Origin of the sequence: Streptococcus saliviloxodontae (assembly GCF_016908655.1) — a bacterium.
Classification (GTDB): domain Bacteria; phylum Bacillota; class Bacilli; order Lactobacillales; family Streptococcaceae; genus Streptococcus; species Streptococcus saliviloxodontae.
The window spans coordinates 1-26,244 of sequence record NZ_JAFBEI010000008.1 but is presented as its reverse complement, the minus strand read 5'-3'; the positions used below and the strand labels follow the sequence as shown (position 1 = coordinate 26,244).

General features: G+C 42.5%; 21 protein-coding genes and 13 tRNA genes. All 34 read right to left on the bottom strand.

What is annotated here, in order from left to right; genetic code table 11:
* Positions 1-114 precede the first annotated feature (114 nt).
* The 34 genes from JOC31_RS02680 to JOC31_RS02510 all read right to left on the bottom strand — a co-directional run bounded on the left by JOC31_RS02680 (position 115) and on the right by JOC31_RS02510 (position 26,234).
* Complete coding sequence (locus JOC31_RS02680) at positions 115-963, bottom strand: hypothetical protein (protein WP_205016659.1); 849 nt, start codon at positions 961-963, stop codon at positions 115-117.
* Between the two features lie 43 nt (positions 964-1,006).
* Positions 1,007-1,711, bottom strand: a complete 705-nt coding sequence (locus JOC31_RS09845) for a DUF6261 family protein (protein ID WP_239551628.1) — start codon at positions 1,709-1,711, stop codon at positions 1,007-1,009.
* A gap of 245 nt (positions 1,712-1,956) precedes the next feature.
* Complete coding sequence (purK, locus tag JOC31_RS02665) at positions 1,957-3,030, bottom strand: 5-(carboxyamino)imidazole ribonucleotide synthase (RefSeq protein WP_205016658.1); 1,074 nt, start codon at positions 3,028-3,030, stop codon at positions 1,957-1,959.
* Positions 3,017-3,508, bottom strand: coding sequence for a 5-(carboxyamino)imidazole ribonucleotide mutase (purE, locus tag JOC31_RS02660; protein ID WP_205016657.1), 492 nt, complete (start codon positions 3,506-3,508; stop codon positions 3,017-3,019). The genes purK and purE overlap by 14 nt, the downstream gene beginning before the upstream one ends.
* Positions 3,509-3,889: 381 nt before the next feature.
* Positions 3,890-5,155 (bottom strand): phosphoribosylamine--glycine ligase, encoded by a 1,266-nt coding sequence (gene purD / locus JOC31_RS02655; protein ID WP_205016656.1) that lies wholly within the window; start codon positions 5,153-5,155, stop codon positions 3,890-3,892.
* A gap of 265 nt (positions 5,156-5,420) precedes the next feature.
* Entirely contained in the window at positions 5,421-6,272 is an 852-nt protein-coding gene (locus JOC31_RS09915) for a lytic exoenzyme target recognition domain-containing protein (protein ID WP_205016686.1), read from the bottom strand.
* A gap of 539 nt (positions 6,273-6,811) precedes the next feature.
* The gene (gene purH / locus JOC31_RS02645) at positions 6,812-8,359 is read right to left on the bottom strand and encodes a bifunctional phosphoribosylaminoimidazolecarboxamide formyltransferase/IMP cyclohydrolase (RefSeq protein WP_205016655.1); all 1,548 of its coding nucleotides are present in this window, start codon (positions 8,357-8,359) and stop codon (positions 6,812-6,814) included.
* Between the two features lie 472 nt (positions 8,360-8,831).
* Positions 8,832-9,146, bottom strand: coding sequence for a MazG nucleotide pyrophosphohydrolase domain-containing protein (locus JOC31_RS02640; protein ID WP_205016654.1), 315 nt, complete (start codon positions 9,144-9,146; stop codon positions 8,832-8,834).
* Positions 9,143-9,694, bottom strand: a complete 552-nt coding sequence (gene purN / locus JOC31_RS02635) for a phosphoribosylglycinamide formyltransferase (RefSeq protein ID WP_205016653.1) — start codon at positions 9,692-9,694, stop codon at positions 9,143-9,145. The genes JOC31_RS02640 and purN overlap by 4 nt, the downstream gene beginning before the upstream one ends.
* 165 nt (positions 9,695-9,859) lie before the next feature.
* Positions 9,860-10,879 (bottom strand): phosphoribosylformylglycinamidine cyclo-ligase, encoded by a 1,020-nt coding sequence (gene purM / locus JOC31_RS02630; protein WP_205016652.1) that lies wholly within the window; start codon positions 10,877-10,879, stop codon positions 9,860-9,862.
* A gap of 45 nt (positions 10,880-10,924) precedes the next feature.
* The gene (purF, locus tag JOC31_RS02625; RefSeq protein WP_205016651.1) at positions 10,925-12,379 is read right to left on the bottom strand and encodes an amidophosphoribosyltransferase; all 1,455 of its coding nucleotides are present in this window, start codon (positions 12,377-12,379) and stop codon (positions 10,925-10,927) included.
* Positions 12,380-12,576: 197 nt separating this feature from the next.
* A complete protein-coding gene (locus JOC31_RS02620) occupies positions 12,577-16,302 on the bottom strand; it encodes a phosphoribosylformylglycinamidine synthase (protein ID WP_205016650.1) in 3,726 nt (1,241 codons plus the stop codon).
* 415 nt (positions 16,303-16,717) lie between these two features.
* The gene (purC, locus tag JOC31_RS02615; protein WP_205016649.1) at positions 16,718-17,425 is read right to left on the bottom strand and encodes a phosphoribosylaminoimidazolesuccinocarboxamide synthase; all 708 of its coding nucleotides are present in this window, start codon (positions 17,423-17,425) and stop codon (positions 16,718-16,720) included.
* 181 nt (positions 17,426-17,606) lie between these two features.
* Positions 17,607-17,849, bottom strand: coding sequence for an acyl carrier protein (locus JOC31_RS02610; RefSeq protein ID WP_205010204.1), 243 nt, complete (start codon positions 17,847-17,849; stop codon positions 17,607-17,609).
* Positions 17,842-18,846, bottom strand: coding sequence for a phosphate acyltransferase PlsX (gene plsX, locus JOC31_RS02605; protein ID WP_205016648.1), 1,005 nt, complete (start codon positions 18,844-18,846; stop codon positions 17,842-17,844). The genes JOC31_RS02610 and plsX overlap by 8 nt, the downstream gene beginning before the upstream one ends.
* A gap of 108 nt (positions 18,847-18,954) precedes the next feature.
* The gene (recO, locus tag JOC31_RS02600; protein WP_205016647.1) at positions 18,955-19,713 is read right to left on the bottom strand and encodes a DNA repair protein RecO; all 759 of its coding nucleotides are present in this window, start codon (positions 19,711-19,713) and stop codon (positions 18,955-18,957) included.
* On the bottom strand, positions 19,703-20,878 hold the full coding sequence (locus JOC31_RS02595) for a pyridoxal phosphate-dependent aminotransferase (RefSeq protein WP_205016646.1): 1,176 nt from the start codon (positions 20,876-20,878) through the stop codon (positions 19,703-19,705). The genes recO and JOC31_RS02595 overlap by 11 nt, the downstream gene beginning before the upstream one ends.
* A 206-nt stretch (positions 20,879-21,084) precedes the next feature.
* Complete coding sequence (locus JOC31_RS02590; RefSeq protein WP_205016645.1) at positions 21,085-22,053, bottom strand: ribose-phosphate diphosphokinase; 969 nt, start codon at positions 22,051-22,053, stop codon at positions 21,085-21,087.
* 109 nt (positions 22,054-22,162) lie between these two features.
* Positions 22,163-23,593 carry a PcsB-like coiled-coil domain-containing protein gene (locus tag JOC31_RS02585; RefSeq protein WP_205016644.1) on the bottom strand — a complete coding sequence of 477 codons (1,431 nt, stop codon included), beginning with the start codon at positions 23,591-23,593 and terminating at the stop codon, positions 22,163-22,165.
* Positions 23,594-23,693: 100 nt separating this feature from the next.
* On the bottom strand, positions 23,694-24,197 hold the full coding sequence (gene mreD, locus JOC31_RS10060; RefSeq protein WP_205016643.1) for a rod shape-determining protein MreD: 504 nt from the start codon (positions 24,195-24,197) through the stop codon (positions 23,694-23,696).
* 1 nt (position 24,198) lies between these two features.
* The gene (gene mreC, locus JOC31_RS02575; RefSeq protein WP_275586104.1) at positions 24,199-25,029 is read right to left on the bottom strand and encodes a rod shape-determining protein MreC; all 831 of its coding nucleotides are present in this window, start codon (positions 25,027-25,029) and stop codon (positions 24,199-24,201) included.
* 62 nt (positions 25,030-25,091) lie between these two features.
* Positions 25,092-25,179 (bottom strand) — tRNA-Ser (locus tag JOC31_RS02570).
* Between the two features lie 9 nt (positions 25,180-25,188).
* Positions 25,189-25,262 (bottom strand) — tRNA-Ile (locus tag JOC31_RS02565).
* A gap of 34 nt (positions 25,263-25,296) precedes the next feature.
* Positions 25,297-25,367: transfer RNA gene (locus tag JOC31_RS02560), tRNA-Gly, on the bottom strand.
* A gap of 5 nt (positions 25,368-25,372) precedes the next feature.
* A tRNA-Phe gene (locus tag JOC31_RS02555) sits at positions 25,373-25,445 on the bottom strand.
* 8 nt (positions 25,446-25,453) lie between these two features.
* Positions 25,454-25,527: transfer RNA gene (locus JOC31_RS02550), tRNA-Met, on the bottom strand.
* Between the two features lie 9 nt (positions 25,528-25,536).
* Positions 25,537-25,626: transfer RNA gene (locus JOC31_RS02545), tRNA-Ser, on the bottom strand.
* Positions 25,627-25,640: 14 nt separating this feature from the next.
* Positions 25,641-25,714 (bottom strand) — tRNA-Ile (locus tag JOC31_RS02540).
* A gap of 21 nt (positions 25,715-25,735) precedes the next feature.
* Positions 25,736-25,809, bottom strand: a tRNA-Met gene (locus JOC31_RS02535).
* 5 nt (positions 25,810-25,814) lie between these two features.
* Positions 25,815-25,888, bottom strand: a tRNA-Pro gene (locus JOC31_RS02530).
* Between the two features lie 6 nt (positions 25,889-25,894).
* Positions 25,895-25,968: transfer RNA gene (locus tag JOC31_RS02525), tRNA-Arg, on the bottom strand.
* A 16-nt stretch (positions 25,969-25,984) separates the two neighbouring features.
* Positions 25,985-26,069, bottom strand: a tRNA-Leu gene (locus JOC31_RS02520).
* Between the two features lie 8 nt (positions 26,070-26,077).
* Positions 26,078-26,149: transfer RNA gene (locus tag JOC31_RS02515), tRNA-Gly, on the bottom strand.
* A gap of 12 nt (positions 26,150-26,161) precedes the next feature.
* A tRNA-Thr gene (locus JOC31_RS02510) sits at positions 26,162-26,234 on the bottom strand.
* Positions 26,235-26,244 lie beyond the last annotated feature (10 nt).

The following is a 26,244-nucleotide window of genomic DNA, read 5'->3' as shown; positions in this document are numbered from 1 at the left end:
GAATTTTAGGAAACCAACGACGGACGCTTGTGTCCTAGGCGGTTTATCTAAATTCCGAGCTTCCCGCCCGGGTTCAGTTCGGCAAAACTGGTGCCCATTTCCTTTCTATTTTGGTTAATTTTCTGGTGAATATAAATCTTTATAGAATGCATCATTGAATGGTTCAAATTTCTTTTTGCCATCTTTTTCTACCAAACTTCCTCTAAAATAGATTAAAACTGATTCTTTTCCAATAAGATGAGCAATATTCCTCGTGTTAGATCTTTTTTTCACCTGTTCAAGGTTAGAATATATTGGTGGATAATCAGAATCCACAAAATTTATAGCTAGTATCTCAGATTTACCTTTTTGAGACATAAATGCACTTAGCTCTGCTTCTCCAAAGAAAATTCTATTCTGATTCTCAATTAAGTGACCATCAGTAACATCTACAAAGTAGTCGTCAAGAGAAATAGTTTCACCTTCTACTTTTATATTTTTTTTCTCATTATTAATTTCTTGATTATTATAAAGTTCAACAAATGTTGCTAAAGCAGTTAATTTTTTATTTTGTGCCTGATTTTTAAATCCGCTGTTTGATGTCTGATATGTTCTCTTTTCTTTTGATTCCGACTCTTCTGAATTTTCTTTATTTGTTTTCGCATATTTTTTTGATTTAGCAACTACAATTATCCCAGTCTGAGTAATAATTGTAATTGCTTCTTCAATTTCTTTCTTTATTTTATCTGTGATATCCCTATCAGACGCGTAAGTACAACCTTCCATATGATGTTCAACTTTAGTCGATGGGTAAAAATAATATCTTTGCCCATCTTCTCCCCACTTAGTACATGAAAGTGGAATTCGGCAATCATTACATTCAAATGCATCCTTTTTCTGTAATTTACCTGTCATAGAAAAATGATGGGCTTCAACTGCGCTTAATTCTCTACTTAACTCATAACTATATGCTCGTTCAGTCATATTTAAACTCCTTAATCCCTATCTTCTGCTTCTATTCCCCCTCTCACCCTTTATACCGTTTCCTAATCGTATTAAGTTGAGCTTTAAGGTTTTGAAGTTCTTCGTTGCTTGGTTGTCCGTAAGCTAGGACGGCAACGAGGTCAATAAGATAGTCATAGTTTGTTTTCAGCAGACGTTTTTGCTTAAGACTGGCACCAACCTTGGTGTCTGTTTGCTCTTTCAAGCGAGCTTGATAGGCTTTGGTAAACTGTGTCTGCGCAGCTTTGAGGTTATCGTAATGAACGGTTAGGTTCAACGTCGCCAATGCAGTTGTTTTTTCAGGCGCAGCCATTTCCTCAAAAAAGCGTGTCAACTGAGCTGTCTCTTCCTCATAGGTCAAGCCTGTGATGTTCTTATGCTCTGATAGGACTTGCGTCAGTTGCTTGTAGGCTGTCTCGATGTCCTTGCCGTCAACATAGGCATAAGATTTCACGAAGTTGGCAAATGTTTGATAAGCTCGGTCACGTTTTTTGTCGGCTTCGTCCAAATCTTTGGCCAAATCAGAAGCCACCTTGCCTTTTTGAACAACCTGAAAATCAGTTTGTGCTGTCTGCAAGTTTGTCGCATGAGTGGTCAGTAGTAGCTCGTTCTTATGATTTTTAACATAAGTCAAGACTGCTTGCGCCGTGTCAGCAGAAAGTTGAGAGAGCTCGTCTGATTTCAAATGATCCGTTGCCAGAGTATCAATGCCATAAGTTTTTAAATTCATTTCTCATCTCCTTTTTTCATTGGGAAATCCCAAAGGTTGTCTTTTATCTATCAGATTATCTTTGGGAAGTCCCAAGAGTTCGTTTTTCTATCCGTCAGACCTGTGGGAAGTCCCAAAGGTCTGTTTTAACTTCTAATCACATCTTTTGGAGTTCCCTAAGATGTATTGATGATGATTTTATATAGTTTGAAAATCCCATTCGTCTTTTTTGACTGTTGGAAGAATTTATGGGAAGTTCCATCTCCCTAAAACTCCTCCACACTATCCGGCTCATCACTAAACACGGTCACGTGTCCCATTTTGCGGTTATGCTTTGCTTCTAGTTTACCATACATGTGGAGGTGGGCGTTAGGATTTTCTGTCACGTAGCTTTCTGCCTGCTGGACGTGTTGTCCGAGGACATTGAGCATGACGGCTGGGGCATGGAGGTGGATGCTTGGGAGTGGTGCTCCTAGCACGCCCAAGATGTGGGTGTCAAACTGTGAAAAATCGCAAGCCTCGATTGAGTAGTGCCCTGAGTTGTGGGGACGTGGGGCGATTTCATTGACGATGATGTCATCTGCTGTCGCAAACATTTCTACACAGAGGGTTCCTGAGAGCTCCAGTTTCTTGGCGATTTGCACGGCCATGCTCTTGGCTTTTTCAGCGAGCTGGTCGGAAATGCGGGCTGGCACAATGGTTTTTGAGAGGATATTGTTACGGTGGATATTTTCCTGAACTGGGAAAACCGTCACGTCCTTGCCGTTACCAGACACGATGACTGAGATTTCAAGGTCAAAGGTGACAAATTCTTCCAAGACACACTCGGCAGAGTTGGCAAGCTGGCTCGCCTCTGCCATGTCGTCTGCAGAGCGGATGACCTTTTGCCCATGACCGTCATAGCCACCTGTCGCGGTCTTGAGGACATAGGTCTTAGAGTGGTCAAGCCCCTCCAAGTCAAGACTAGAAGTCACCACCTTATAGGGAGCGACAGCCACACCAGCCTTATTTGCCAAGAAGTCTTTTTCAAAGATACGGTTTTGAGAAATGCGGAGCAAATCTGTCCCTTGCGGTAGCTGACCTGCTGACACTACGGCGTCCAAGCCGTCAGCATCGACATTCTCAAACTCATAGGTCAAAACGTCGCAACGCTCTGCCAATTGCCCCAAAGCCTCAACATCGTCATAGGCTGCCACGATGACCTCGCTGACACGTGAGGCAGGACAGTCAGCTGCAGGATCCAGCGTGATGACCTTGTGCCCCATGTAGATGGCCGCAATCGCCATCATCTGACCTAGCTGACCACCACCGATAATCCCGATTGTTTTAGATGAGTTCATTGGTTGACTCCTCTGCGATTTTACCTTGTTCCTCGTGGAAATGGGCTAGCGCTTCTGCCAATTTGCCATCCTCGATAGAGAGGATACGAAGGGCTGTCAGGGCTGCGTTGGTCGCTCCCGCTTCTCCGATAGCCATGGTTGCCACAGGCACACCGCCTGGCATCTGCACAATTGAGTAAAGAGAGTCCAAGCCTGAAAGGGCACGTGATTTGACAGGCACTCCGATAACAGGCAGGGTCGTTTTGGCTGCGACCATTCCTGGCAAGTGGGCTGCTCCACCTGCTCCTGCAATGATGATTTTGATGCCACGCTCACGCGCTTCCTCAGCGTGCTTGAACATGAGGTCTGGGGTGCGGTGGGCAGAGACGACTTTTTTCTCGTATGCCACGCCGAACTGTTCCAAGACTTCGGCTGTCTTTTGCATGGTTGCCCAGTCAGATTTTGAGCCCATGATAATTGAAATAATTGGTGTTTTCATAAGATACAAAGGGACGTTTCGGCTTGCCGAAAATTTCCGTAGAAAAATAGGAAAACTAACGACGACGCTTGCGTCTAGGCCGTTTTATCTTTTTTCCTAGGAAATGAGTCCCGTGTTCAGTTAGGGCAACTAACTAAACGTTCCTTTCTTTAATATCCTTTTTCAAGCCTGCCTTAGGCTGTGAGGTCGTCGTGAGCTTTCTTGCCTGTCTTGCTACACTTTTCTTCTCGTCTTTTCTTAAAAGCCGAGGAAAAGTTAGCAACACATCTTAGAAATCTCACTGACTAAGTTTGTAGCCCAAAGGTCTACAAACTTCCCTAACTGCCACAGCGACAGCAGGCTTGGTTTCATGGCGACCTTCGGTCGCTTGAGCTAGCGCTGTTAGTCTTTGATGGCTTTGCTTCCGATGTCGTTTCGGTAGAAGAGTCCTGTGGTGTCTTGTTTGTCGAGTTGGGCATAGATTTTGTCCTGCCCTGCTTTGACGGTATCTTCTGTGGTGACCAGCATGTAAACGCGTCCGCCGTTAGAGAGCAGTGCTTTGCCATTTTCCGCAAACTTCGCCCCTGCATAGTAGGTGATGATGTCGCCGTCAGTCTTCTCTGGAAGTGGCACGCCCTTCTCGTAATCGAGCGGATAGCCCTCAGAAGCCACAACCACACCTAGGGTCACGCCGTCCTCTTGCCATGTCAGGTAAGGCTCAACTCCCATCATGATGTCGCTGATGTTCTGTGCAAAATCTGACGTCAAGCGAGGGAGGATAATCTGCGTCTCAGGGTCACCAAAGCGTGAGTTGAACTCGATGACCTTAGGGCCATCAGCTGTCAAGATAAGCCCTGCGTAAAGCACACCCTGATACGGACGACCTTCTGCAATCATGCCCTCAAGAACAGGCTTAACAATGGTCTCAACTGCTGTATCCACCACGCTTTGAGGCAGGTGAGGAACGGGTGCGTAAGCTCCCATCCCACCAGTGTTTGGACCCTTATCGCCGTCGTAGGCACGCTTGTGGTCTTGCGCTGTCGGCATAATATAGAACTTGTCGCCGTTAGCAAAGGCAAAGAGCGAGAACTCCTCACCGTCAAGAAACTCCTCGATGACTACACGAGCCCCAGAGTCGCCGAACTTATTATCCAAAAGCATCTCATGCGCCGCCTCGACTGCCTGCTCGACTGTCTCAGCAACGACCACGCCTTTACCTAATGCCAAGCCGTCTGCCTTGACCACGATAGGAGCTCCTTGCTCTTCGATGTAGGCTTTGGCTTCTTCAAAATCTGAAAATGTGCCATAGGCTGCTGTCGGAACGCCGTATTTGACCATGATTTCCTTAGCAAAGTCTTTTGACCACTCAAGCTCCGCTGCTGCCTTGGTGGGACCAAAGGCTTCAAGCCCAGCCTTGTTAAAATCATCAACGATTCCAGCTGCCAAAGCATCGTCTGGACCGATAAATGTCCATGCAATCTCATTTTCTTTTGCAAAGTCAATCAGCCTAGAATGTTCGGAAATTCCGATATTAACCAAATCCAACCCATCAAGGGTCATGCCGTCATTACCAGGAGCAACAAAAACCTGATCCACACCTTTAGACGCCAACAACTTCTTAGCAATCGCATGCTCACGACCACCAGAACCAACAACAAGTAATTTCATCTTTCAGCTACCTCATGTTGAAAACTATAAAAAGCACCAGTCTTTTTATTTACGAATTTTACAAAACTATTATATCATATTTGTTCGGAGATACGAAGGTTATTCCAAAAATTACTACCTTATCTAGCTTGAATATTGATTGAAAAGATGATTTTAAAAACTCAGATACCCTTTTAACTAAACAACACCCCAACATTTTCAGTTGAGGTGTTTGTCATTATGATAGTAATAAGGGGAGCCTGAGTCGTAAGAGAGTTTTTATTGCTTAACGTCCGTAAAGAAGCTGGTTCTGATTGTTGACGACAAACCAGCTGGTACGGCCATTACTGTAGGTTGTTTTTGACCAACGATAGCCTGCTGTTCCTTGCAGTGGAGCACCTACACTTGTAACTTGTTTTGGATTAAAGACAAAGTAAGACCCTTTGTGCAAGACTTGGCTAGCCGTCATATTACCATTGGCATCGACTGTATCGACAAATTCTACCGGAATACCATTATCCTTCCATTCAAACCCTGTCGGCACTAGCTCATTATTTCTAACGAACCAACTTCCATTGACCTTTTGAAGATCATCGACGCGATAGATTTTTAACTGCTGAGCTCCTGTTGATGAGGCGGCGCTACTTGCTTGAGGGGCATAGCTTACCGATGCGCTCTGCGTAGCTGATTGACCCGTAAAGGTTGGTGCGTTAGCAATCATTCCCGTAGGATCAATCCGTCCAGAGTAGCCATTTTTAAAGTTAGGATTAGCTGGAAGAAACTCAAAGTGAAGGTGAGGCCCTGTCGCCATACCCGTCGCACCGACATAACCGATGATATCACCTTGCTTGACAGAGGCGCCTGTGTGGGTTGCGATGCTAGAGAGGTGGGCATAACCACTGTGGAGACCATCACCATGCTGAATCAGAATACTATTACCGGCTAGCCAAGTCATCCACGAGTGCTGAGCTCCAGCTCCTGCAAACTTGACTGTCCCATCAGCAACTGCTCGAATCGGAGTGCCCTGTGGTATCGCATAATCGACACCTCCATGCCCCGGATACCCATTGAAACCTGTCGTAATAACACCATTATCAATAGGTTTTACATAAGTTGCTGCTGAAGCTGAGACACTCATACCAACAGAAAAAACTGCCACGCCAAAGGTTGCGATCACTTTACTAAACTGTTTCTTCAAAAAAAATCCTCCGTTAAGATTATTAGAATTATGTCGTTTTGCTTATCATGTTTGTCAGTAAGGCCAACATCAAAAGGACACTGACCAAGCTTACACGCACGCTTATCAAGCACCGAAATAGCGACATCATGTAGTCGTCAACCGCCTACACTATATCTATTCGTCAAGATTTTTTCTTTTGAAAAAGAAAATCAGCAAACAAGAAAAGAGATAACCAACTATTGCTAGCTATCTCAAGAGATTTATGAGTTCAAAAGTCCAGTGGACTTTTGAAGGGGTGACCTAGAAATCAAAACGTCACCCTTTTTCAACATAAAATGAAACCACCGGCCTAGGTCAGTGGTTTCAGGAGATTATGAAAAAGATACGCCCACTGTTTGGGCTTTAGCCCATTACAGTGGCGGATACCGAACAGCGTTCGGTGAAAGTTTTAGGATGGTTATAGTCTATAACGCTTAACGATACTTCTCTTTCTGATTTTAATGTCTAAAATGTCTCACGCCTGTGAAGATCATGGTCAAGCCGTGCTTGTTAGCAGCGTCAATAGACTCTTGGTCACGGACGGAACCACCTGGCTGAATGATAGCCTTGATACCTGCGGCAGCAATTTCTTCGATATTATCCGCAAATGGGAAGAAGGCATCTGAGGCAAGGACAGCACCGTCAAGACGGTCTTTCGCTTGCTCAATGGCAATCTTAACAGAAGCCACACGGTTGGTCTGACCAGGGCCGACACCGAGGGTCATGTGGTCGTTGGTCACGATGATACCATTTGATTTGACGTACTTGATGGCTTTCCAAGCAAACTCAAGGGCAGTAGCTTCTTGTTCACTAGGCTTGCGGTCTGTCACCACTTGCCAGTCGGCTGGATTTTCAGCGACCACATCTTGGTTTTGCACCAAAAGTCCGCCAACAACGCCTGTGTACTCTGGCTCAACCTCGCTGGCTGCCTGAGCGTCAAATGGCAACTCAAGAATACGCAAGTTTTTCTTTTTATTGGTCAAAATAGCTAGCGCTTCTTCTGAGTAACTTGGTGCAATGATGATTTCAAGGAAGACTGGGTGCATCTTCTCAGCTGTCGCAGCATCAACCTCACGGTTAAGTACCACGATGCCACCGAAAATAGACACTGAATCAGCCTCGTAAGCGTAATCCCAAGCTGTCTCAATATCGTCAGCCTGTCCGATACCACATGGGTTCATGTGTTTGAGGGCAACAACGGTTGGACGGTCCTTGAAATCACGGATGATACGGATAGCCGCATCAGCATCACGGATATTGTTGAAGGACAATTCTTTACCGTTAAGTTGTTTAGCTGAGGCAATTGAGTAGTCCGTTGGGATAGCTTTTTGGTAGAAATCCGCATCTTGTTGTGGATTCTCACCATAACGCATAGCCTGTTTGAGGTCGTAAGTGATGGTTAATTTTTCAGGCTTCGCCTCTCCGACTTGGGCTGTGAAGTACTCAGCAATCAAAGCGTCGTAGGCAGCTGTGTGACGGAAGACCTTAGCCGCCAAGCGTTGACGGGTTTCATAGGTCGTCTGACCAGCGTCAGCCAATTCTCCCAAAACGACGGCATAATCCGCTGGGTCAACCACAACGGTCACGCTAGCGTGGTTTTTAGCTGCCGAACGAAGCATTGAAGGACCACCGATGTCGATATTTTCCACCGCCAAATCGTAGGTCACGTCTGGACGACGAATAGTCTCTTTAAATGGGTAAAGGTTAACCACGACAAGGTCGATGAGTTCGATATGGTTATCCTTAGCCGCCTGCAAGTGGCTTTCAGCGTCACGACGAGCCAAAAGTCCACCATGGATATTTGGGTGGAGGGTCTTGACACGACCGTCCATCATTTCTGGGAAACCAGTCACATCGTCGATGGCAATGGTCTCAACACCAGCCTCATCGAGGGCAACCTTAGTTCCACCTGTTGAGATAATATCCCAACCTAAGCTTTTCAATTCTTTTGCAAAGTCCACAATCCCTGACTTGTCAGAAACTGAGATTAAAGCACGTTTAGTCATGTTATTCCTTTCTTACTGCTAGTTCACACTACATGATAACAAATTTTAGTCAATTTCATATAGCAAATAATGATTATAAGTTATAATGTTCTTGAGATAATTTTGATCTTCCTGAGATAAATCAAATTCTGGAAAAAGTGCTACAAGCCTACATAGATAGAGATAATTAGGACTTTTACGATAGGAAAAATTAGCTCCACCAAATCATCCTTGACAGAAATCAAAGGCAAGTTTTAAATATTGACTCTTCGTTAACTGAATAATTGATTCTAACTCTGCTATCTGATTTTTGTCCGTATTTTCTATCATGGCTCTCATTGTATTTACCAAGACAAAAAGCCAGTCTTTAGGAGCTTTCAATTGCTTAGGCCGATGATTTAGTTCCTCTCTCAAAGAAATATAGTGTTGTGTTGATCAATAATCATTTTTCCTCTCCACCAATGATATATCTAATATAGATTAGATTCTGAAATTACTCGAACCTTTTTATCAATTTATCCTGATGCGATTGCATAATTTCTTCTAGTGAAATCTGATACTTATCTGCCAAAATCATGATATTATCAAGCACGTCACCTAGTTCTTCCTTGATATTTTCCAATTTTTCAACCTTAGTCTCCTCCTCTTCATCAGGACGGTCTCGACCTATTTCAATCTTACGAACAGCTTGAGCAAGTTCACCAACCTCTTCTGCTAAAAAATTACAACGGATAAATGAATTATAGTCATACCAGCCACGTTTTTTATAGAAGTCACTTACCCAATCTTGATAGTCTTTTAGTTTCATTTCTTCTCGTCCACCCCCAATTGTCTCAACACCCTCGGATATAACTTATATTCCGCCTCGTGTATACGAGCTTCAAAACTTTCTAGGCTATCGTCTGGTAAACGTGGCACGCGCACCTGCTGGATAACCTTACCTGTATCCACGCCACTGTCAACCCAGTGAATGGTCACGCCAGACTGGTCAACACCAGCCTCCCAAGCATCTTCGATACCGTGAGCCCCTGGAAATTCAGGCAAGTAAGCTGGGTGAATATTGATGATACGACCTTCGTAGGCAGACAGTAAGGTCTCTCCAACGATTTTCATGTAGCCCGCCAAACAAACCAAGTCAATCTCGTGTTGATTGAGTAAATCAACAATGGCTTGCTCGTAAGCCACCTTGTTATCAAACTCCTTGAGTTCAAAAGCGAAGCCTGGAATAGACAGGTTTTGAGCACGTTCAAGGACATAAGCATCTCGATGGTCTGAAAAGACAAATTCTACTGGAAATTGCTCTGCAATCACTTGAAAGTTTGAGCCGTTACCAGAAGCAAAAACTGCGATTTTCATATTCGATACAAAGGGACATTCGTTGAAAATAGGAAATTGTCTAAGCGTATCTTGCACGCTAGACAATTTATCCTATTTGCTATGAAATGAGTCCCTTGTTCAGCTCGACTTGCAAACTGAACTTCCTTTCTTCATTTTTCAATATTCCCTATTGATTGGGAATTATTACTTAATCACCACACTAGCGTCAGCTTTTTTCACGATACGACCAATTTCATAAACAGGTTCGTCCAAAAGCTCTTTGATACGGTCAACCTTTTCTGGGCTAACAGCCAACATAAGACCGACACCCATGTTGAAGATTTCAAACATTTCTTCGTGTTTAATCTCACCGTATTTTTCAAGAGCCTTGAAGATAGGGAGAACTGGTACCTTGTCTTCCTCGATTTCAGCTGCCAAATCGTCCGCAAACATACGAGGAACATTCTCGATGAAACCACCACCTGTGATGTGGGCGATACCGTTAACCAACTCTTCTTTGATCAATGGCAGAGCTGCTTTGACATAGATACGAGTAGGCTCAAGAAGGACATCTTTAAGCTTTTTGCCCTCAAGCTCTGGCAAGACTTCCTCACCAGTGTAGTCCGCAAAGACACGACGCACCAATGAATAACCGTTTGAGTGGATACCACTTGACGCAAGACCAAGAAGAACATCTCCTTCTTTGACTTTTGAGCCATCGATGATTTGTGATTTTTCAGCCACACCGACCGCAAAACCTGCAAGGTCATAATCATCTTCGCCATACATACCAGGCATTTCAGCCGTTTCTCCACCGATAAGAGCTGCACCTGCTTGGACACAGCCTTCAGCAACACCTGCAACGACTTGTTCTAGTTTAGCTGGTTCATTTTTCCCAGTCGCTACGTAGTCAAGGAAGTAGAGGGGTTCTGCACCTGCTGCGATGATGTCATTGACACACATGGCAACGCAGTCTTGACCGATGGTATCGTGTTTGTCGTACTTAATAGCCAGCATGAGTTTTGTTCCCACACCGTCTGTCCCTGAAATCAAGACAGGCTCTTTGACACCTGTTTGTGACAAGTCAAACATACCACCAAAGCCACCTAGAGCTCCCATAACACCTGCACGTTCTGTACGAGCAACGTGTTTTTTGATACGTTCAACAACTTCGTAGCCAGCCTCGACATCGACACCAGACTGAGCGTAAGCATTTTTTGACATAATATTTTTCCTTTTCTACTTCTAACAAATCGGCAAAGCCATTACTTATTTCACTTGATCAATGTAAAAGCTAGTCTTTTCTTCCAAACTCTTAATGTAAGGCTCTTCATAATCATAAAGTGGCGTTGGGTATTCCCCATCAAAGTAAGCCACACAAAGTCCACCATTTGGAGCATCAGTTTCAAGACCGATAGAGTCAATCAAGCCTTCAAGCGATAGATAAGTCAGACTATCTGCACCGATAATCTCGCAAACTTCATCTGCTGTGTGATTGGCTGAGATCAACTCACGGCGTGTCTGAATATCAATACCATAGAAACATGGATACTTGAGCTCTGGACTACCGATTGCCACATGGACTTCCTTGGCACCCGCCTCGCGCAGCAATTGCACGATACGGCGAGAAGTCGTTCCACGCACGATGGAATCATCAATCATAACCACACGCTTATCCTTAACAACACTTGATACCGCAGACAATTTCATACGGACACCTTGCTCACGTAGTTCTTGTGTTGGCTGGATGAAGGTACGTTGTGTGTACTGATTTTTGACCAGACCCATCTCGTTTGGCAAACCTGATTCCTCGGCAAAGCCCATAGCTGCGCTGAGTGATGAGTTAGGTACGCCGACAACAATATCTGCTTCGTGTTTGAATTCTTGTGCTAGACGACGCCCCATATTCTTACGAGCCGTGTGAACATTGACACCAGCAATGTCAGAGTCAGGACGAGCAAAGTAAACATATTCCATTGAACAGATAGCCAACTGCGTTTCTGTTGTGTAGCTATCGTATTGGATACCATTGTCATCAATGATGATAATTTCACCCGGATTGACATCACGTACCCACTCCGCACCAACAACTTCAAAGGCACAAGTTTCACTAGAAACGACCCAAGCGCCGTTTTTCATACGACCGATTGAAAGAGGACGGAAACCATTTGGATCAAGTGCCGCAATGAGCTTATCTTCAATCATCAAGAGATAAGCAAAACCACCCTTGACCGTATTAAGAGCTTCTTTGACCTTGCCAATAAACTCAGGATTGTGACTACGACGGATCAAGTGCATGAGGATTTCAGTATCTGATGAAGCATTAAAGATAGCTCCTTGTCCTTCCAATTCTCGACGTAGAGAAATAGCGTTGGTCAAGTTACCATTATGTGCCAAACCAAACTGCCCATCATGAAACTTGTAAAGGAAGGGCTGAATATTGCGAATATCAGCTGCACCTGCAGTCGCATAACGCACATGACCGATAGCTGCTGTTCCTGTCAATTTATCCAAATCAGCAGGATTTTTGAAAACTTCTGAAAGAAGTCCTTTTTCACGGTGACCATTGAGCTTACCCTTATCGTTTGACACGATACCTGCTCCTTCTTGACCACGGTGTTGAAGACTGTGAAGTCCAAAGTAGGTCACTTGGGCCGCTTGAGGATGACCCCAGATGCCAAAGACACCACATTCTTCATTGAGAGATTTTACTTCGTATGTCATTTTTACCTCGATACAAAGGGCACCAAACAAGCAAAGCGAAAGGAGCGAAGTTAACAAAGAGCATTGACTCTAGGAAAACTAGCTTTTTCGCATATCTTGTCGCCCGTGTTCACTATCGCTCAAAAGCTGAGCGAGTTTCTTTCTCCCCTAACCTTTTTATTTTCTAGGTGAGGGCTAAAAAGGTTGGCTGAACCTTTTTACTTTCCTGTAAAGTAAGCAACTGCACTTTCAAACAGATGTTGGTCTTTATTTCCTGGAATATTTTGGAAAAGACCATCTTCCCAACGTTCTGAGTGTCCCATCTTACCAATGATTTGACCGTTTTTGCTAGTGATTCCTTCAATAGCATTGACAGATCCATTTGGATTGTACTTGCTGTCCATAGATGGATTACCATCAAAGTCCACGTATTGGCTCCAGATTTGACCGTTGTCACGAAGCTCTGCAAATTCTTCAGCTGTCACGACAAATTTACCTTCACCGTGTGAGACTGGAATAGCGTGAACATCACCGACTTGTACACCTGCCAACCATGGTGAGTTGGTGTTAGCGATACGTGTTTCAACCATTTTGGCGACGTGTTGGTTGGCATCATTGTAGAAGAGGGTTGGGCTTGTCTCAGTCGCATCCTCAAAGTTTCCGTATGGCAGAAGTCCTGATTTGACAAGGGCTTGGAAACCATTACAAATACCGATGATAAGCCCTCCGTTGTCGATGAAGCTGTCAATAGCAGAGCGAACTTTCTCATTGAGCAAGATATTGACGATGAACTTGGCTGAACCATCTGGCTCATCCGCCGCTGAGAAACCACCTGCAAAGAAGATGATGTTGGCTTTTTGGATATTAGCCACCATTGTCTCAACAGAGTTGGCAATCGCTTCTTCATTCAAGGTCACAAATGGTACTAGGTTAACTTTTGCACCAGCTTGTTCAAAGGCCTTAGCTGAGTCATATTCTGAGTTGGTACCAGGGAAGACTGGGATGTAAACCAAAGGCTCTGCAATCGTTTCTTTAGCTGTGATGACAGCATCTGATACCACTGCTGGAACCTCTTCAAGCACTGAAGATTGTTCAAACTCAGTAGGATAAACTTCTTCCAATTTACCCTCAAAGGCTGAAAGGAGTTTTGTTCCTGAAAGCTCAGTGCCGTTGACTGTCACTGTAAAGTCAGCCTCTGTTTGACCGATTTTCACAGCGTCAGCGATATCTTCAGTAGAGGTGAAGATGAAGCCACCAAGTTGTGCCGTCAAGCTGTTGTCAAGCTCTGCGATTTCCACAGAAGCACCGATACGGTTACCAAAACTCATGAGAGCAAGGCTTTCGATAACACCACCGTATTTGACCGCTGAGGCAGCTGTTACGGTATGTTTCGCCTGAATCGTAGCAAACTTAGCGAAGTTTCCTTTAATCAAGTCAAAGTCGATATTTTCAGAGATGGCTTGACCTGGAATATAGTAGATATTCTGACCAGCAGCTTTGAACTCTGGTGACAAGACCTTACGGTTATCAGCAGTTGTCACACCAAAGGCAACCAAGGTTGGCGGTACTGTCAATTCTTCAAAAGTACCAGACATAGAGTCCTTACCACCGATTGATGGCAAACCAAGTTGGATTTGTGCTTCAATCGACCCCAGAAGGGCTGAAACAGGTTGACCAAAACGCTCTGCCTGTTTGTCCATGCGCTCGAAGTATTCTTGATAAGAGAAACGTGCTTTAGACCAGTTGGCACCAGCAGCAACCAAGCGAGCTGTCGCTTCGATGACAGCGTAAGCCGCACCGTGGTATGGAGACCATTCAGCGATATAAGGGTTGAAACCTTGTGCCATAACTGAGGCTGTTGTTGTCACACCGTGTTGAACTGGCAATTTCTGAACAGAAGCTTCTGTTGGTGTGATTTGGTAACGTCCACCGAGTGGGTGGTTGACTGTTGAACGACCAACTGAAGAATCAAAAATAGTTTGAAGACCTTTTTGGCTAGCATGGTTGAGGTCTGACAAGACTTTTACAGTATCAGCTTCAAGGGTCTCTGCCGATGTTGTACGAACCTCTGGCAATTCAACTGCCTTATCGACAACTTTAGCATCAACCACCACGCGCACACCGTTGGTATCAAGGAAGCGACGTTCCAAGTCAACGATTGTTTCACCATTCCAAGTCATGACAAGGTTTGGTTTTTCAGTCACCGTTGCCACAACAACGGCATCAATATTTTCCTTATGGCAGGCTGCGATGAAAGCATCAACGTCGCTTGGACGAACGACAACAGACATACGTTCTTGCGACTCTGAGATAGCAATTTCAGTTCCATTAAGACCTTGGTATTTGAGTGGCACTTTATCCAAGTCAATTTCAAGACCGTCAGCCAATTCACCGATAGCCACACAGACACCACCAGCACCAAAGTCATTTGATTTCTTAATGAGACGTGTCACATCGCCATTGCGGAAAAGACGTTGGATTTTACGTTCTTCAATGGCATTCCCTTTTTGAACTTCTGCACCAGCAGTTTCTACAGACTCAACAGTTTGCACTTTAGATGATCCTGTCGCACCACCGACTCCGTCACGACCCGTCTTACCACCGAGCAAGATAACCACATCACCCGCCTCTGGTTTTTCACGGACAACGTTTTCTTTAGGGGCAGCACCGACAACAGCACCAAGCTCCATACGTTTTGCCACAAAGCCTGGGTGGAAATACTCACGCACATAAGTTGTCGCAAGCCCGATTTGGTTACCGTATGATGAGTAGCCGTGCGCTGCTGTTTTAGAAATCACTTGTTGTGGCAATTTACCTGTACGTGTTTCAGCGATAGGCGTCGTAATGTCACCAGCACCTGAGATACGCATAGCTTGGTACACGTAAGAACGACCTGACAATGGGTCACGAATAGCTCCACCAATACATGTTGCAGCCCCACCAAATGGCTCGATTTCTGTCGGGTGATTGTGAGTTTCATTTTTGAACATCAAAAGCCAAGGTTCTTTGACACCATCAACGTCAACTTCAATTTCAACAGAGCAGGCATTGATTTCATCAGAAACTTCCATGTCATCCAAACGACCGTTGGCACGCTCATAACGACCAAAGATAGTCGCCATATCCATCAAGGTCTGTGGTTTTTCAGTACGCCCCAACTCATCACGCATAGCGATGTATTTGTCATAAGTTGCCTGCAATTGATTTTGGAATTTAGAGGCTGAAAAATCAATGTTCTTCAATTCTGTCTCAAAGGTTGTGTGACGGCAGTGATCTGACCAGTAAGTATCCAGAACTTTCAATTCTGTCTCAGTTGGCACACGACCAATTGATTTGAAGTAATCTTGGATAAACACAAGGTCATCAACTTCCATAGCTAAACCTTGCTCAGCCTTGTAAGTGGCAAAATCTTCTGCAGTGTAGGTTGCAAAGAAATCAAGTGTTGGAATCGTCTTGTCTGATGCTGAAAAAGCCTGTGGTTGGATAGCTACCGTGACATCTTTGAAGCGTGAATCAACAGGGTTCAAGAGGTAGTTTTTCACGGCATCAAGCTCATCAGCTGAAATGTCTTTGTTCACCAAGTAAAGCTGTGCAGTGTTGACGGTCACACGACTGTCGCTACCAAGCAAAAGAAGAGCTTCTTGCGAGCTAGCAGCACGTTGGTCAAACTGACCAGGAAGTGCCTCAATAGCAAAGAAAGCATAATTTTCAAGCTCTGCACTAACCTCAGCCTCTGTCAACAGACGGTCTGTCACCTGCTCAGAAAAAATATGTTTTGCCGCACGCGCAAACAAGTCCTCAGCCAAGTTAAACACATCATAAACCTGTACAATACGCAAATCTTTCAATGATGTTAACTGTAAATTATGCGTCAACTCTTTTACTAGACTAACTGATTTAATTCCAAAGTCAGCCTTTTTTTCAACAAAAATACGTTTATTCATTTATAAATCCTTTATCTATAAAGTGTGTTTTCTTTTGATATTCTTCTTAATCAAATCATTCCCATTGTTTGATTTTTCTAGTATGCTTTGTTGCTTTTCTTATGTAGTGTGGGGCGGAAGCGACCAACTTCGTCGTTCCATTCCTTTTTAGCGAGCCTAAAGTCTCGCTAACCCCTCGTGCTAGAACTTTCAGTTTTAGCACTTCCACTACGGCGAAAAGCCACGGAAAGGGCTCGCTTTGCTCGCCTATAGCTGTCGCAATCTTCGTTTGCCTTTCCACTACCTCAAACAGTCCGATGAACTTTCGGCAAGTCTGAATTTTTGGTTGCCGACCTAAAACAATCCAGTGGATTGTTTTACCCCCACCACTTAAGGAGACTATCAAAAGCAAAAAATTCAACAATGGAAATAATTCTTAATCAAGTGCTTTTAATTTTTCAAGTACAACTTGATAGACATCTGTCAAGCTACCAAGATCTCTACGGAAAACATCCTTGTCCATATGATTACCGTCAGCATCCCAGAGACGGCAGTTATCAGGTGAGAACTCATCAGCCAAGATAATCTTGCCATCCTTGTCAAATCCAAACTCCAACTTGAAGTCGATCAACTTAAGCCCAATCTGAGCAAACCAATCTTTCAAGAGTTCATTGATACGACGAGTCTCTTCTTTCAGATAAGCAATCTCCTCATCATTGGCAATATCTAAGAACTTCACATGCTCATCATTGATGAAAGGATCGTCCAAGTCATCGTTTTTGTAGTAAAATTCCACGATTGGAGTTTCAAGCACGCGCCCTTCTTCCACTCCAAAGCGTTTTGAAAATGAACCTGCTGTCACATTTCGCAAAACCACCTCAAGTGGAATAATGTCAACTTTTTTATTCAATTGTTCGGTTTCTGAGATTTGCTCGATAAAGTGCGTTGCCACACCTGCCGCGTTCAATTTCTCAAAAATAAGAGACGAAATCTGATTATTAAGCACACCTTTGCCCTCGATAGTCTCCTTACGAGCTCCGTTTAGCATGGTTGCCTGGTCCTTGTAGACCGACTTAATCACATTTTCGTCTTCTGTACTATAGATATCTTTTGCTTTTCCCTGATAAATAAGTTGATTGCTCATCGTATTGTTCGCCTTTCGTCTTTGTTCTTTTTCATTATAACATAGCAAAGCTTCAAAATAAACAATAAACAGACTTTTAAATTAAATAAAAATAAAATCATTCGGAATTTACTCAAAACTAGATTGATAATTCAAACAAAAAAGCCGATCTGGATCTATCTCCAAATCAGCTTCTATTTTCTTAGTTGACACGCTGAACAACATAATCCAGCATATCTCCCATATTTTTCATATGATCAATAGCTTGATCCGTAATCTCAATACCAAATTCATCCTCAACACTGATAACAAACTCCATCAATTCGATAGAATCTGCTCCCAAATCATCTTGAAGGCTTGTTTCTGGTGTGATTTCCAAATCCTCACGGTGCATCTGGACCTTGATGAGTTCTGAAATTCTCTCAAAAATGGCCTCTCTAGTCATTCGTCTCCTCCTTTGAAAACTCCCCAACCAACTGATTAACAACATCAGTCTCTAGCATGGTACGTACTTGCTTAATAGTATAAAAAATTGCTCTAGCATCACTTGAACCATGTGATTTGACAACAGGTGCCTTCAATCCAAACAAGACTGCACCACCAGCTGACGAATAATCCAGCGAATCACGTAAACTACGCAAGCTATCCTTCATGAAGAGATAACCAAGTTTTGATTTTAATCCACCATTTTCAATAGCTGATTTCAGTTGTCCCATAATACCTAGCGCTGTACCCTCAATAGTCTTAAGGACAGCATTACCAGTAAAACCATCCGCGACAACAACATCCGCAACCTTATTCATCAATTCACGCGCTTCGACATTTCCAATAAAGTTGATAGCTTTTTCTTGAGATAGCAATTCAAAAGTTTCCTTACGCAAAGGATCCCCTTTGGTAGACTCTGTGCCATTATTAAGCAAGCCTACACGAGGTTTATCAATGCCACGAACATTTTTAGCGTAAAAAGAACCTAAAATAGCATATTGATGCAAATGTGCAGGAGTATTTTCAGCATTAGCTCCCAAGTCCATCATATCAAAACCTTGACCATCTGCAGTAGGTAGAGTAGACATCAGACCAGGACGATCCACTCCTTTGATACGGCCAACAACGAATAACCCTGCTGCCAAAAGAGCTCCTGTGTTCCCTGCTGAGATAACAGCATCCGCTTCACCAGCCTTGACTGCTTGTGCCCCTAAAACCATTGACGCTTTTTTCTTGCGACGAATAGCTTTCGCCGGTTCATCATCAGAATCAATCTTCTCATCAGTGTGAATAATCGATACACGCTCAGTAGCTGTCAGATACTGACGGATCTTTGTTTCATCACCGTAAAGCTGAATCTCAATATCTGAAAACTCTTCGAGAGCACGATTAACCCCTTCTACAATAGCCTGAGGAGCATTATCTCCACCCATAGCATCTACTGCAATTTTTTTCATTTATTACTGTCTCCTTTTGAAATAGCAAAGCTATCTCTTTTAGATAATTATTACTATTATAACATATTTTTAATGACTTTTCATAAGCAAATCATGGGACAAGACTACTTACGATTTCATAATATCGCCCCATTTTCCCAAGTCATCAATAAACTTCTTACTCTTGAGATTGATACCGACATAATCATCATAGAGAGCATCTAAAAACTGCCTCAAGTCTTTCTTCAAATTATCATTGACAGAGATAGATTGAAGCTCATCAAAGTTAAGAGACTGAAAACGATCTAAGAGGTAGGGAATATTAGGATTTAAAAAGCTGCGCTTTTCATCTTGATGGTAGTGTTCTGGACATAGTAAACCCGAGTATTTAAACGAAAAATCAAAAGGTAATCCCGTCCTATGGCAAAACACACATTCATGAAAATTGAGTTGTACTCCAAAGCGCTCCAATATCTGTATTTCAAAAATGTTAGTCAGTATGGCATAATCAAGCCCTTGATCCATTAACTCTAGAGTCTTGATCAAAAAAGCAAACAAGTGGGGATCGTATTGATTGTCATCAATAGCAGCATCCGCTAAAGATACCACGTAAGTTGCATACGATAACGTAAAAATATCATCATTGATTTGCTTAAAAACAGCTACATCTCGATAATCATCAATATAAGATAGACCCGAATCATTTAATTTCAGAATAAACTCTGCTACAGTTAAAGGTTGAATCACAGAAGCAAGCTTAGACTGACTAGCATGTTTCACGAAAAACATTCGCTTACCAGACGTCTCTGTGAATAACTTGACCAACTTATCATTCTCACGAAAATTACGATTATAAAGAACTAAACCTTTAGAAATCTTAGTTTGCATATTGGCTCATGAATTCTTCCAAACGTTTCATCGCCTCTTTAATCACTTCCATGCTCGCTGCATATGAAATACGCAAGTAACCTTCTCCATACTGACCAAAGGCAACCCCTGGAATCAAAGCGACAGCTTTTTCATGTGCAAAATCCTGCAAGAACTTGAATGAATCTTGCCCCTCAGCTACTGGAATTTTCGCAAAAATGTAAAAAGCTCCACTTGGCTTGATAATCTTGAAGTTCATCGCTTCCATCTTCTCGATAATATAGTCACGACGTTTGATATATTCTTCTTTCATCGGAAGAGCGTCATCCTTACCAACGGTCAAAGCCTCAATAGCAGCATGCTGAGCATTAGTTGTCGCTGCTGTCACAAGATACTGGTGACTCTTAATCAATTGAGCCGTTAAAACGGCTGGAGCAAAAATAAGCCCAATACGCCAGCCCGTCATGGCATGAGATTTAGAAAGTCCATTGATAACAATAGCCTGTTCTGGCAAGTACTCCCCAATAGAGACATGTGACTCTTCTGTATAAGTCAACTCTGAGTAAACTTCATCAGATACTACAAAAACATCATATTTTCGAAGAACAGCCGCAAAAGCTTTGATTTGCTCACGAGAGTAAGTCACACCAGTTGGGTTAGTCGGATAGTTGAGAAGAACAGCTTTCAACTTATCACCTTGTTCAATAATCGCTTTTTCTAGCATTTCAGGTGTCAAAATAAAGTCATTGTCTGTCGTATCAATCTCGACGATATCAGCACCGACCAAGTTAACAATTGGCTCATAGCCAGGGTAAGCAGGTGCAGGCAAAAGCACCGTATCACCCGGCTCTAAAATAGCTGTCAGTGTTGCTGAAAGAGCCTCCGTCGCCCCAATAGTCACCAAAACTTCATTTTCTGGATTATAGTTTAAGTTATATTTTTCCTTGACAAAAGCTGACGCCGCTTCTCGAAGAGCAGGTAAACCAGCCATCCCTGTATAGTAACTTTGATTAGCATCAATAGCAGCCTTAGCAGCTTCTTTGACATGACCAGGTGTTGTAAAATCTGGCTCACCTAAAGTCAAACGCAAGATACCTGGAATTGATGAAATTGATTGATCAAATTGACGAATTAAAGAAACCTCAATGCGATCTAAATTTTTATTAAAACGTTTTGTTAAATCCATAAGTCACCTCAAAAATATAGTTACTACCATTATACAAAAAATTCTGACAATAATCTCCCTAAAACCCTCAATCTGTACTGTAACAGTTGTGGACTAATCTTGAAATCCCAACTTATCCACAAGTGGATAAGTCGGAATTATCACATCTCATTTGATACTTTACCTATAAAAAAAGTTGAGGTCAAAGACCCCAACTTTAGGTTTACTTATTTAGATTTTCCAAGTTCAAACAATGGAGAAAGTGGACGTTTTTCATGGATACGGATAATAGCTTCCGCAATCAATTCAGCAATTGAAATCTGTTCAATCTTATCAATCAAACGCTCTTCTGGTAGATAAATAGTATCTAAAACTACCAATTTTTTAATCGCTGATTTTTCAATATTATCTAGTGCAGGACCAGATAACACAGGGTGAGTACATGATGCATAAACAGACGTTGCACCTGCCTCTGCAAGAGCATCTGCCGCATGACAGATTGTCCCAGCTGTATCAATCATATCATCAATCAAAATACATGTCTTACCAGCAACATCACCAATAATATTCATTACTTCACTGGTATTCATCTTATCAACACTACGACGCTTATCAATGATAGCAATCGGTGTTTTCAAAAATTCTGCCAATTTACGAGCTCGTGTCACACCTCCGTGGTCTGGACTGACAACAACAACATCGTCTCCAGTCAAGCCAGCACGATCAAAATAATCAGCAATCAGTGGAGCACCCATTAAGTGATCAACTGGAATATCAAAGAAGCCTTGAATTTGTGAGGCATGAAGATCAACTGTCAATAATCGATTAACCCCAGCCACCTCTAACATATTAGCAACCAATTTTGATGTAATTGGTTCACGAGATCGTGCCTTACGATCCTGACGTGCATAACCGTAGTATGGCATCACAACACTAATTGATTCTGCACTCGCACGCTTGAGTGCATCAACCATGATCAATATTTCCATCAAATTATCATTAACAGGTGAACTTGTTGATTGTAGGATGAAAACGTGCTGACCACGAATAGACTCCTCAATATTAACCTGAATCTCACCATCTGAAAATTGACGAACTGTTGATTTTCCAAGTGCTAGCCCCATAGTAGAAGCTACTTTTTCTGCCAATTCCTTGTTTGAAGATAATGCAAACAATTTTAAATCAGAATAAGACATGATTTCCTCCAAAGTTTTAATCCTCTACTATTTTAACCCTTTTAAGTCAATATTTCAATTAAAATTAGATAACATTTAAAAAGAGACAAGTTCCCTTGTCTCTCTCTTTTTATGGATAAATATAGTAAACAGTACCGCCACCCCAAGTTGCATCAGTAGGGTTAAATGTACCACGATAGTTACCGATTGAACGGTTTCCTGCGTAGTTAGATTCCATTACCTGGATTGCAGTTGAGCTAGTTACAGAAGTTACCACAGCAACGTGACCATAGCCACCACCGTCACCAGGCCATACAGCTACTGCACCAACTACTGGTGTTGAACCAACTGAATAACCTGCTGCTTGTGCACTAGCGATCCAATCCTTCGCATTACCCCAGTTATTACCTACCCAAGGAGCTAATGACTTAGCACCCCAAGTACATTCACCAACAGGATAAGTGTTAGCAGAATTCGAAACTGACTTAACAGCAGATGTAGATGTAGTTGCTGCAGTTGTTGTAGCTGTTGTTTCTACAGTTGCTGTTGAAGCTGCAGTTGACGTAGCAGTCGAAGTAGATACAGGTGCCTCAGCTACTGTCTCCTCAACAACAGATGCTGTTGAAGTAGCTTCTTGTGCTACTGTTGGAGCTTCAGAAGCTTCTGATGTAGTCGCTACTGAAGTTTGACTAGCTACCGCTACCTCTGACGTCGCTACTGCTACTGTTGCCGCTTCTGATGTTGCTGCAGCTTGGCTAGCTACCGCTGCCTCTGAAGCCAATTGAGAAGCTACTGCTGCGGCAGAAGCTGCCGCTTCTGATTGTGCTTGAGACTCAGATGCTGCTACACTTGCCGCAACTGATTCTGAAGCTGCTACGCTTGCCGCAACTGACTCTGCAGTTGATTTAGCAGAAACCAACGAAGCCTTCTCATCTTGTGCTGTTGCAAGTTCTGCTTGTAGGCTCAATTGAGTTGCTTCAAGCTCTGCTTTTTGAGTTGCAAGCGAAGCTTGATTTGCCGCAATTGCTTCTTGGTTTGCTGCAATTGTATTAATTGCTTCTTGGTTTGCTGATTGTTTTTCAGCTAATGTATTTTTATCTGCTTCTTGCTCAGCTAACATATTGCTACTTGCAGAAACAACTTCACGAATCGCTACAATACGACTAATAGCCTCTGAAACAGACTTAGAGTTAATAATAGTAGTGATATAACTTGTTGCTGAATGTGATTTCTGAGCACTACGAGCTTGCTTTTTCAAAGATTCATTACGAGCAACAATCTTTTCTGAAAGAGCTTGAATCTCTGCTGACAAGGCTGCTGATTCAGCCTCAAGTTCTGCGTTCTGAGCTTCAAGTTTATCTTGTTCAGATTGAAGAGAGTTAACTTGTGATTGAATTGATGTTACTTGCTCTTGTGTAGTAGCTTGTTGGTTGTTAATATTTGAAATAACGCTATCAGTTGCTGCAATCTGACTATCATAGTCATCTGCATTTACTGTTGTGGCAGCAGCCCCAAGTGTTACCCCACTAACAAGAACTGCTGATAAAATTCTTTTTTTCATTATAATTATCTACTCCTTTTTCGATAAGACACCTAATATTTTACCAAAAAAACACGCAACTAATGTTACGCGAATATTACATTTATATTTTATAAAATGTCTACTTTTTAAAGGATTTTGGTAGCACATGTAAGCATAAAAGAAGTATAGCATTCAAAAGTAGAGAAGGTGCCAAACTATAGGTTACAAAAGTAAATAACGACAAATTAGATAAACCAAACACGCTAGCTAGCAAATATCCAATAAAATCGAAGAAGAAGCAACCTAGAAAGAAAGTCAATCCAAAATAATAAAAATTCTGTAATAACACTTTTTTTATTAAATGTAAAAAGGTTAATAAAGATAACAGTGATAAAAGATAAATACCAATAAAGTTGAAATAATAAAGATCTGCAATGCAATAAACAACAATAAAGACGCTAATATCAATGGTTAATTTATTATCTTTACGGAATAAAATCAAAAGGTAGTAAAGAAGAAAATGACTTATAAAAATGAAATCACGATTAAAAAGATTTGATAGAAATTGTCCAAATTGAGCGTCTAAAAATAGTAAAAAAATACTACAAAGCAGTACTATTGAATATTCTTTGATATACTTCACTCTAATCACCAACTATAGTTACATACGAAAAATTATCAAAATTAACTTCACTTGATACATAAACTTTTGATTTTAAATGATCTGATGAAGAAACTACCTTAGATACAGAACCCAAAGAGATACCAGATACTGTAGATCCATCCAACCCACTCGTCACAACATTATCCCCAACATTAATGGGATTGGCACTGTTCAATTGACTAATGATAAAAGTATGAGTCTCCATATCAAACCCTTCTAAAATACCATAAATCTCACCAGATGTAGAAGAAATCTTCATTGAAATATTAGCCTCTTTAGAAGAATTTGTTAAAAGAGCTACTGAGCTAGACTTCTCTGACACCTTATCAATATAACCAATCAATCCACTAGAATTTAAAACAAGCATCCCAGTTTTAATTGAATCTTTACTTCCTTTATCAAGCAATACTTTATCCATCCAAGAAACCGGAGAACGAGAAACAACATTAGCGGTAATATTATTCTTCATAGAGAGTGATGAAGATAAATTCAAAATTCCTTCCAATTCCTGAACTCGTTTTTCAAGATCAGAAGACTCAATAGAAGTAGATTTTAAATCTGTATTTTCTTTTTTCAATTCTTTATTTTCTGCATAGGTCGAAAATAAAGAGGAAATATTTTCATTCAAATTCAATAAAAAAGAAAAAGGCTGTGAGACTGCCGAATCAACTCGACTAAACACACTGACAACTGGCGAAGATAGTTTGGTAAAAACACCGCTACTGTTCACCAAAATAATAAAGACTAATAAAAAAACAGCTACTGCTGACATAAAGAGAACAATTGCTCTAGAAAATAAATTTCTCCGCATTAGAAATAATCCTCACTATAAAATAAAAGGCGAGATATCAAAGATAATCTCGCTTAAAACGACGGAGAATAAGGGATTCGAACCCTTGCGCCAGTTACCCGACCTAACGATTTAGCAAACCGTCCTCTTCAGCCTCTTGAGTAATTCTCCAACCTATGATGGGCACGAGTGGACTCGAACCACCGACCTCACGCTTATCAGGCGTGCGCTCTAACCACCTGAGCTACGCGCCCAAGCTTAATGCTTGGTATCATATTTAAAATATGAAGCGGGTGACGAGAATCGAACTCGCGACAACAGCTTGGAAGGCTGTAGTTTTACCACTAAACTACACCCGCTAAAATGGCGCGAGACGGAATCGAACCGCCGACACATGGAGCTTCAATCCATTGCTCTACCAACTGAGCTACCGAGCCAACTATAATTGCGGGAGCAGGATTTGAACCTACGACCTTCGGGTTATGAGCCCGACGAGCTACCTAGCTGCTCCATCCCGCGTTAACAATAAGGAGGATGTGGGATTCGAACCCACGCACGCTTTTACACGCCTGACGGTTTTCAAGACCGTTCCCTTCAGCCGGACTTGGGTAATCCTCCAAAATACTTATATATGGACCTTGTAGGACTCGAACCTACGACCGCTCGGTTATGAGCCGAGTGCTCTAACCAGTTGAGCTAAAGGTCCAAAGTCATCCATATACTAAAATAGCGGCGAAGGGGATCGAACCCCCGACCTCCCGGGTATGAACCGGACGCTCTAGCCAGCTGAGCTACACCGCCATAAATCGGGAAGACAGGATTCGAACCTGCGACCCCTTGGTCCCAAACCAAGTACTCTACCAAGCTGAGCTACTTCCCGAAATAATGCACCCTAGAGGAGTCGAACCTCTAACCGCCTGATTCGTAGTCAGGTACTCTATCCAGTTGAGCTAAGGGTGCTCATTATTAAATTTTATGCCGAGGACCGGAATCGAACCGGTACGAAGTAAACCTTCGCAGGATTTTAAGTCCTGTGCGTCTGCCAGTTCCGCCACCCCGGCCTCACCAAAGCGAACGACGGGATTCGAACCCGCGACCCCCACCTTGGCAAGGTGGTGTTCTACCACTGAACTACGTTCGCAATATACTTCAATGCCGGCTACATGACTTGAACACGCGACCCTCTGATTACAAATCAGATGCTCTACCAACTGAGCTAAGCCGGCTAATATAGTT

Bases quoted from the DNA above. Each gene is read 5' to 3' on its own strand.
- JOC31_RS02595 (WP_205016646.1), bottom strand. From the start codon at position 20,878: ATGGATTTAACAAAACGTTTTAATAAAAATTTAGATCGCATTGAGGTT.
- JOC31_RS02590 (WP_205016645.1), bottom strand. From the start codon at position 22,053: ATGTCTTATTCTGATTTAAAATTGTTTGCATTATCTTCAAACAAGGAA.
- purH (WP_205016655.1), bottom strand. From the start codon at position 8,359: ATGACTAAACGTGCTTTAATCTCAGTTTCTGACAAGTCAGGGATTGTG.
- purN (WP_205016653.1), bottom strand. From the start codon at position 9,694: ATGAAAATCGCAGTTTTTGCTTCTGGTAACGGCTCAAACTTTCAAGTG.
- purM (WP_205016652.1), bottom strand. From the start codon at position 10,879: ATGTCAAAAAATGCTTACGCTCAGTCTGGTGTCGATGTCGAGGCTGGC.
- purE (WP_205016657.1), bottom strand. From the start codon at position 3,508: ATGAAAACACCAATTATTTCAATTATCATGGGCTCAAAATCTGACTGG.
- JOC31_RS09915 (WP_205016686.1), bottom strand. From the start codon at position 6,272: ATGAGTGTCTCAGCTTCAGCAGCAACTTATGTAAAACCTATTGATAAT.
- purC (WP_205016649.1), bottom strand. From the start codon at position 17,425: ATGAGCAATCAACTTATTTATCAGGGAAAAGCAAAAGATATCTATAGT.
- purK (WP_205016658.1), bottom strand. From the start codon at position 3,030: ATGAACTCATCTAAAACAATCGGGATTATCGGTGGTGGTCAGCTAGGT.
- mreC (WP_275586104.1), bottom strand. From the start codon at position 25,029: ATGCGGAGAAATTTATTTTCTAGAGCAATTGTTCTCTTTATGTCAGCA.
- JOC31_RS02585 (WP_205016644.1), bottom strand. From the start codon at position 23,593: ATGAAAAAAAGAATTTTATCAGCAGTTCTTGTTAGTGGGGTAACACTT.
- JOC31_RS02640 (WP_205016654.1), bottom strand. From the start codon at position 9,146: ATGAAACTAAAAGACTATCAAGATTGGGTAAGTGACTTCTATAAAAAA.
- purF (WP_205016651.1), bottom strand. From the start codon at position 12,379: ATGACATACGAAGTAAAATCTCTCAATGAAGAATGTGGTGTCTTTGGC.
- JOC31_RS02680 (WP_205016659.1), bottom strand. From the start codon at position 963: ATGACTGAACGAGCATATAGTTATGAGTTAAGTAGAGAATTAAGCGCA.
- recO (WP_205016647.1), bottom strand. From the start codon at position 19,713: ATGCAAACTAAGATTTCTAAAGGTTTAGTTCTTTATAATCGTAATTTT.
- purD (WP_205016656.1), bottom strand. From the start codon at position 5,155: ATGAAATTACTTGTTGTTGGTTCTGGTGGTCGTGAGCATGCGATTGCT.
- plsX (WP_205016648.1), bottom strand. From the start codon at position 18,846: ATGAAAAAAATTGCAGTAGATGCTATGGGTGGAGATAATGCTCCTCAG.
- JOC31_RS09845 (WP_239551628.1), bottom strand. From the start codon at position 1,711: ATGAATTTAAAAACTTATGGCATTGATACTCTGGCAACGGATCATTTG.
- JOC31_RS02620 (WP_205016650.1), bottom strand. From the start codon at position 16,302: ATGAATAAACGTATTTTTGTTGAAAAAAAGGCTGACTTTGGAATTAAA.
- JOC31_RS02610 (WP_205010204.1), bottom strand. From the start codon at position 17,849: ATGACTAGAGAGGCCATTTTTGAGAGAATTTCAGAACTCATCAAGGTC.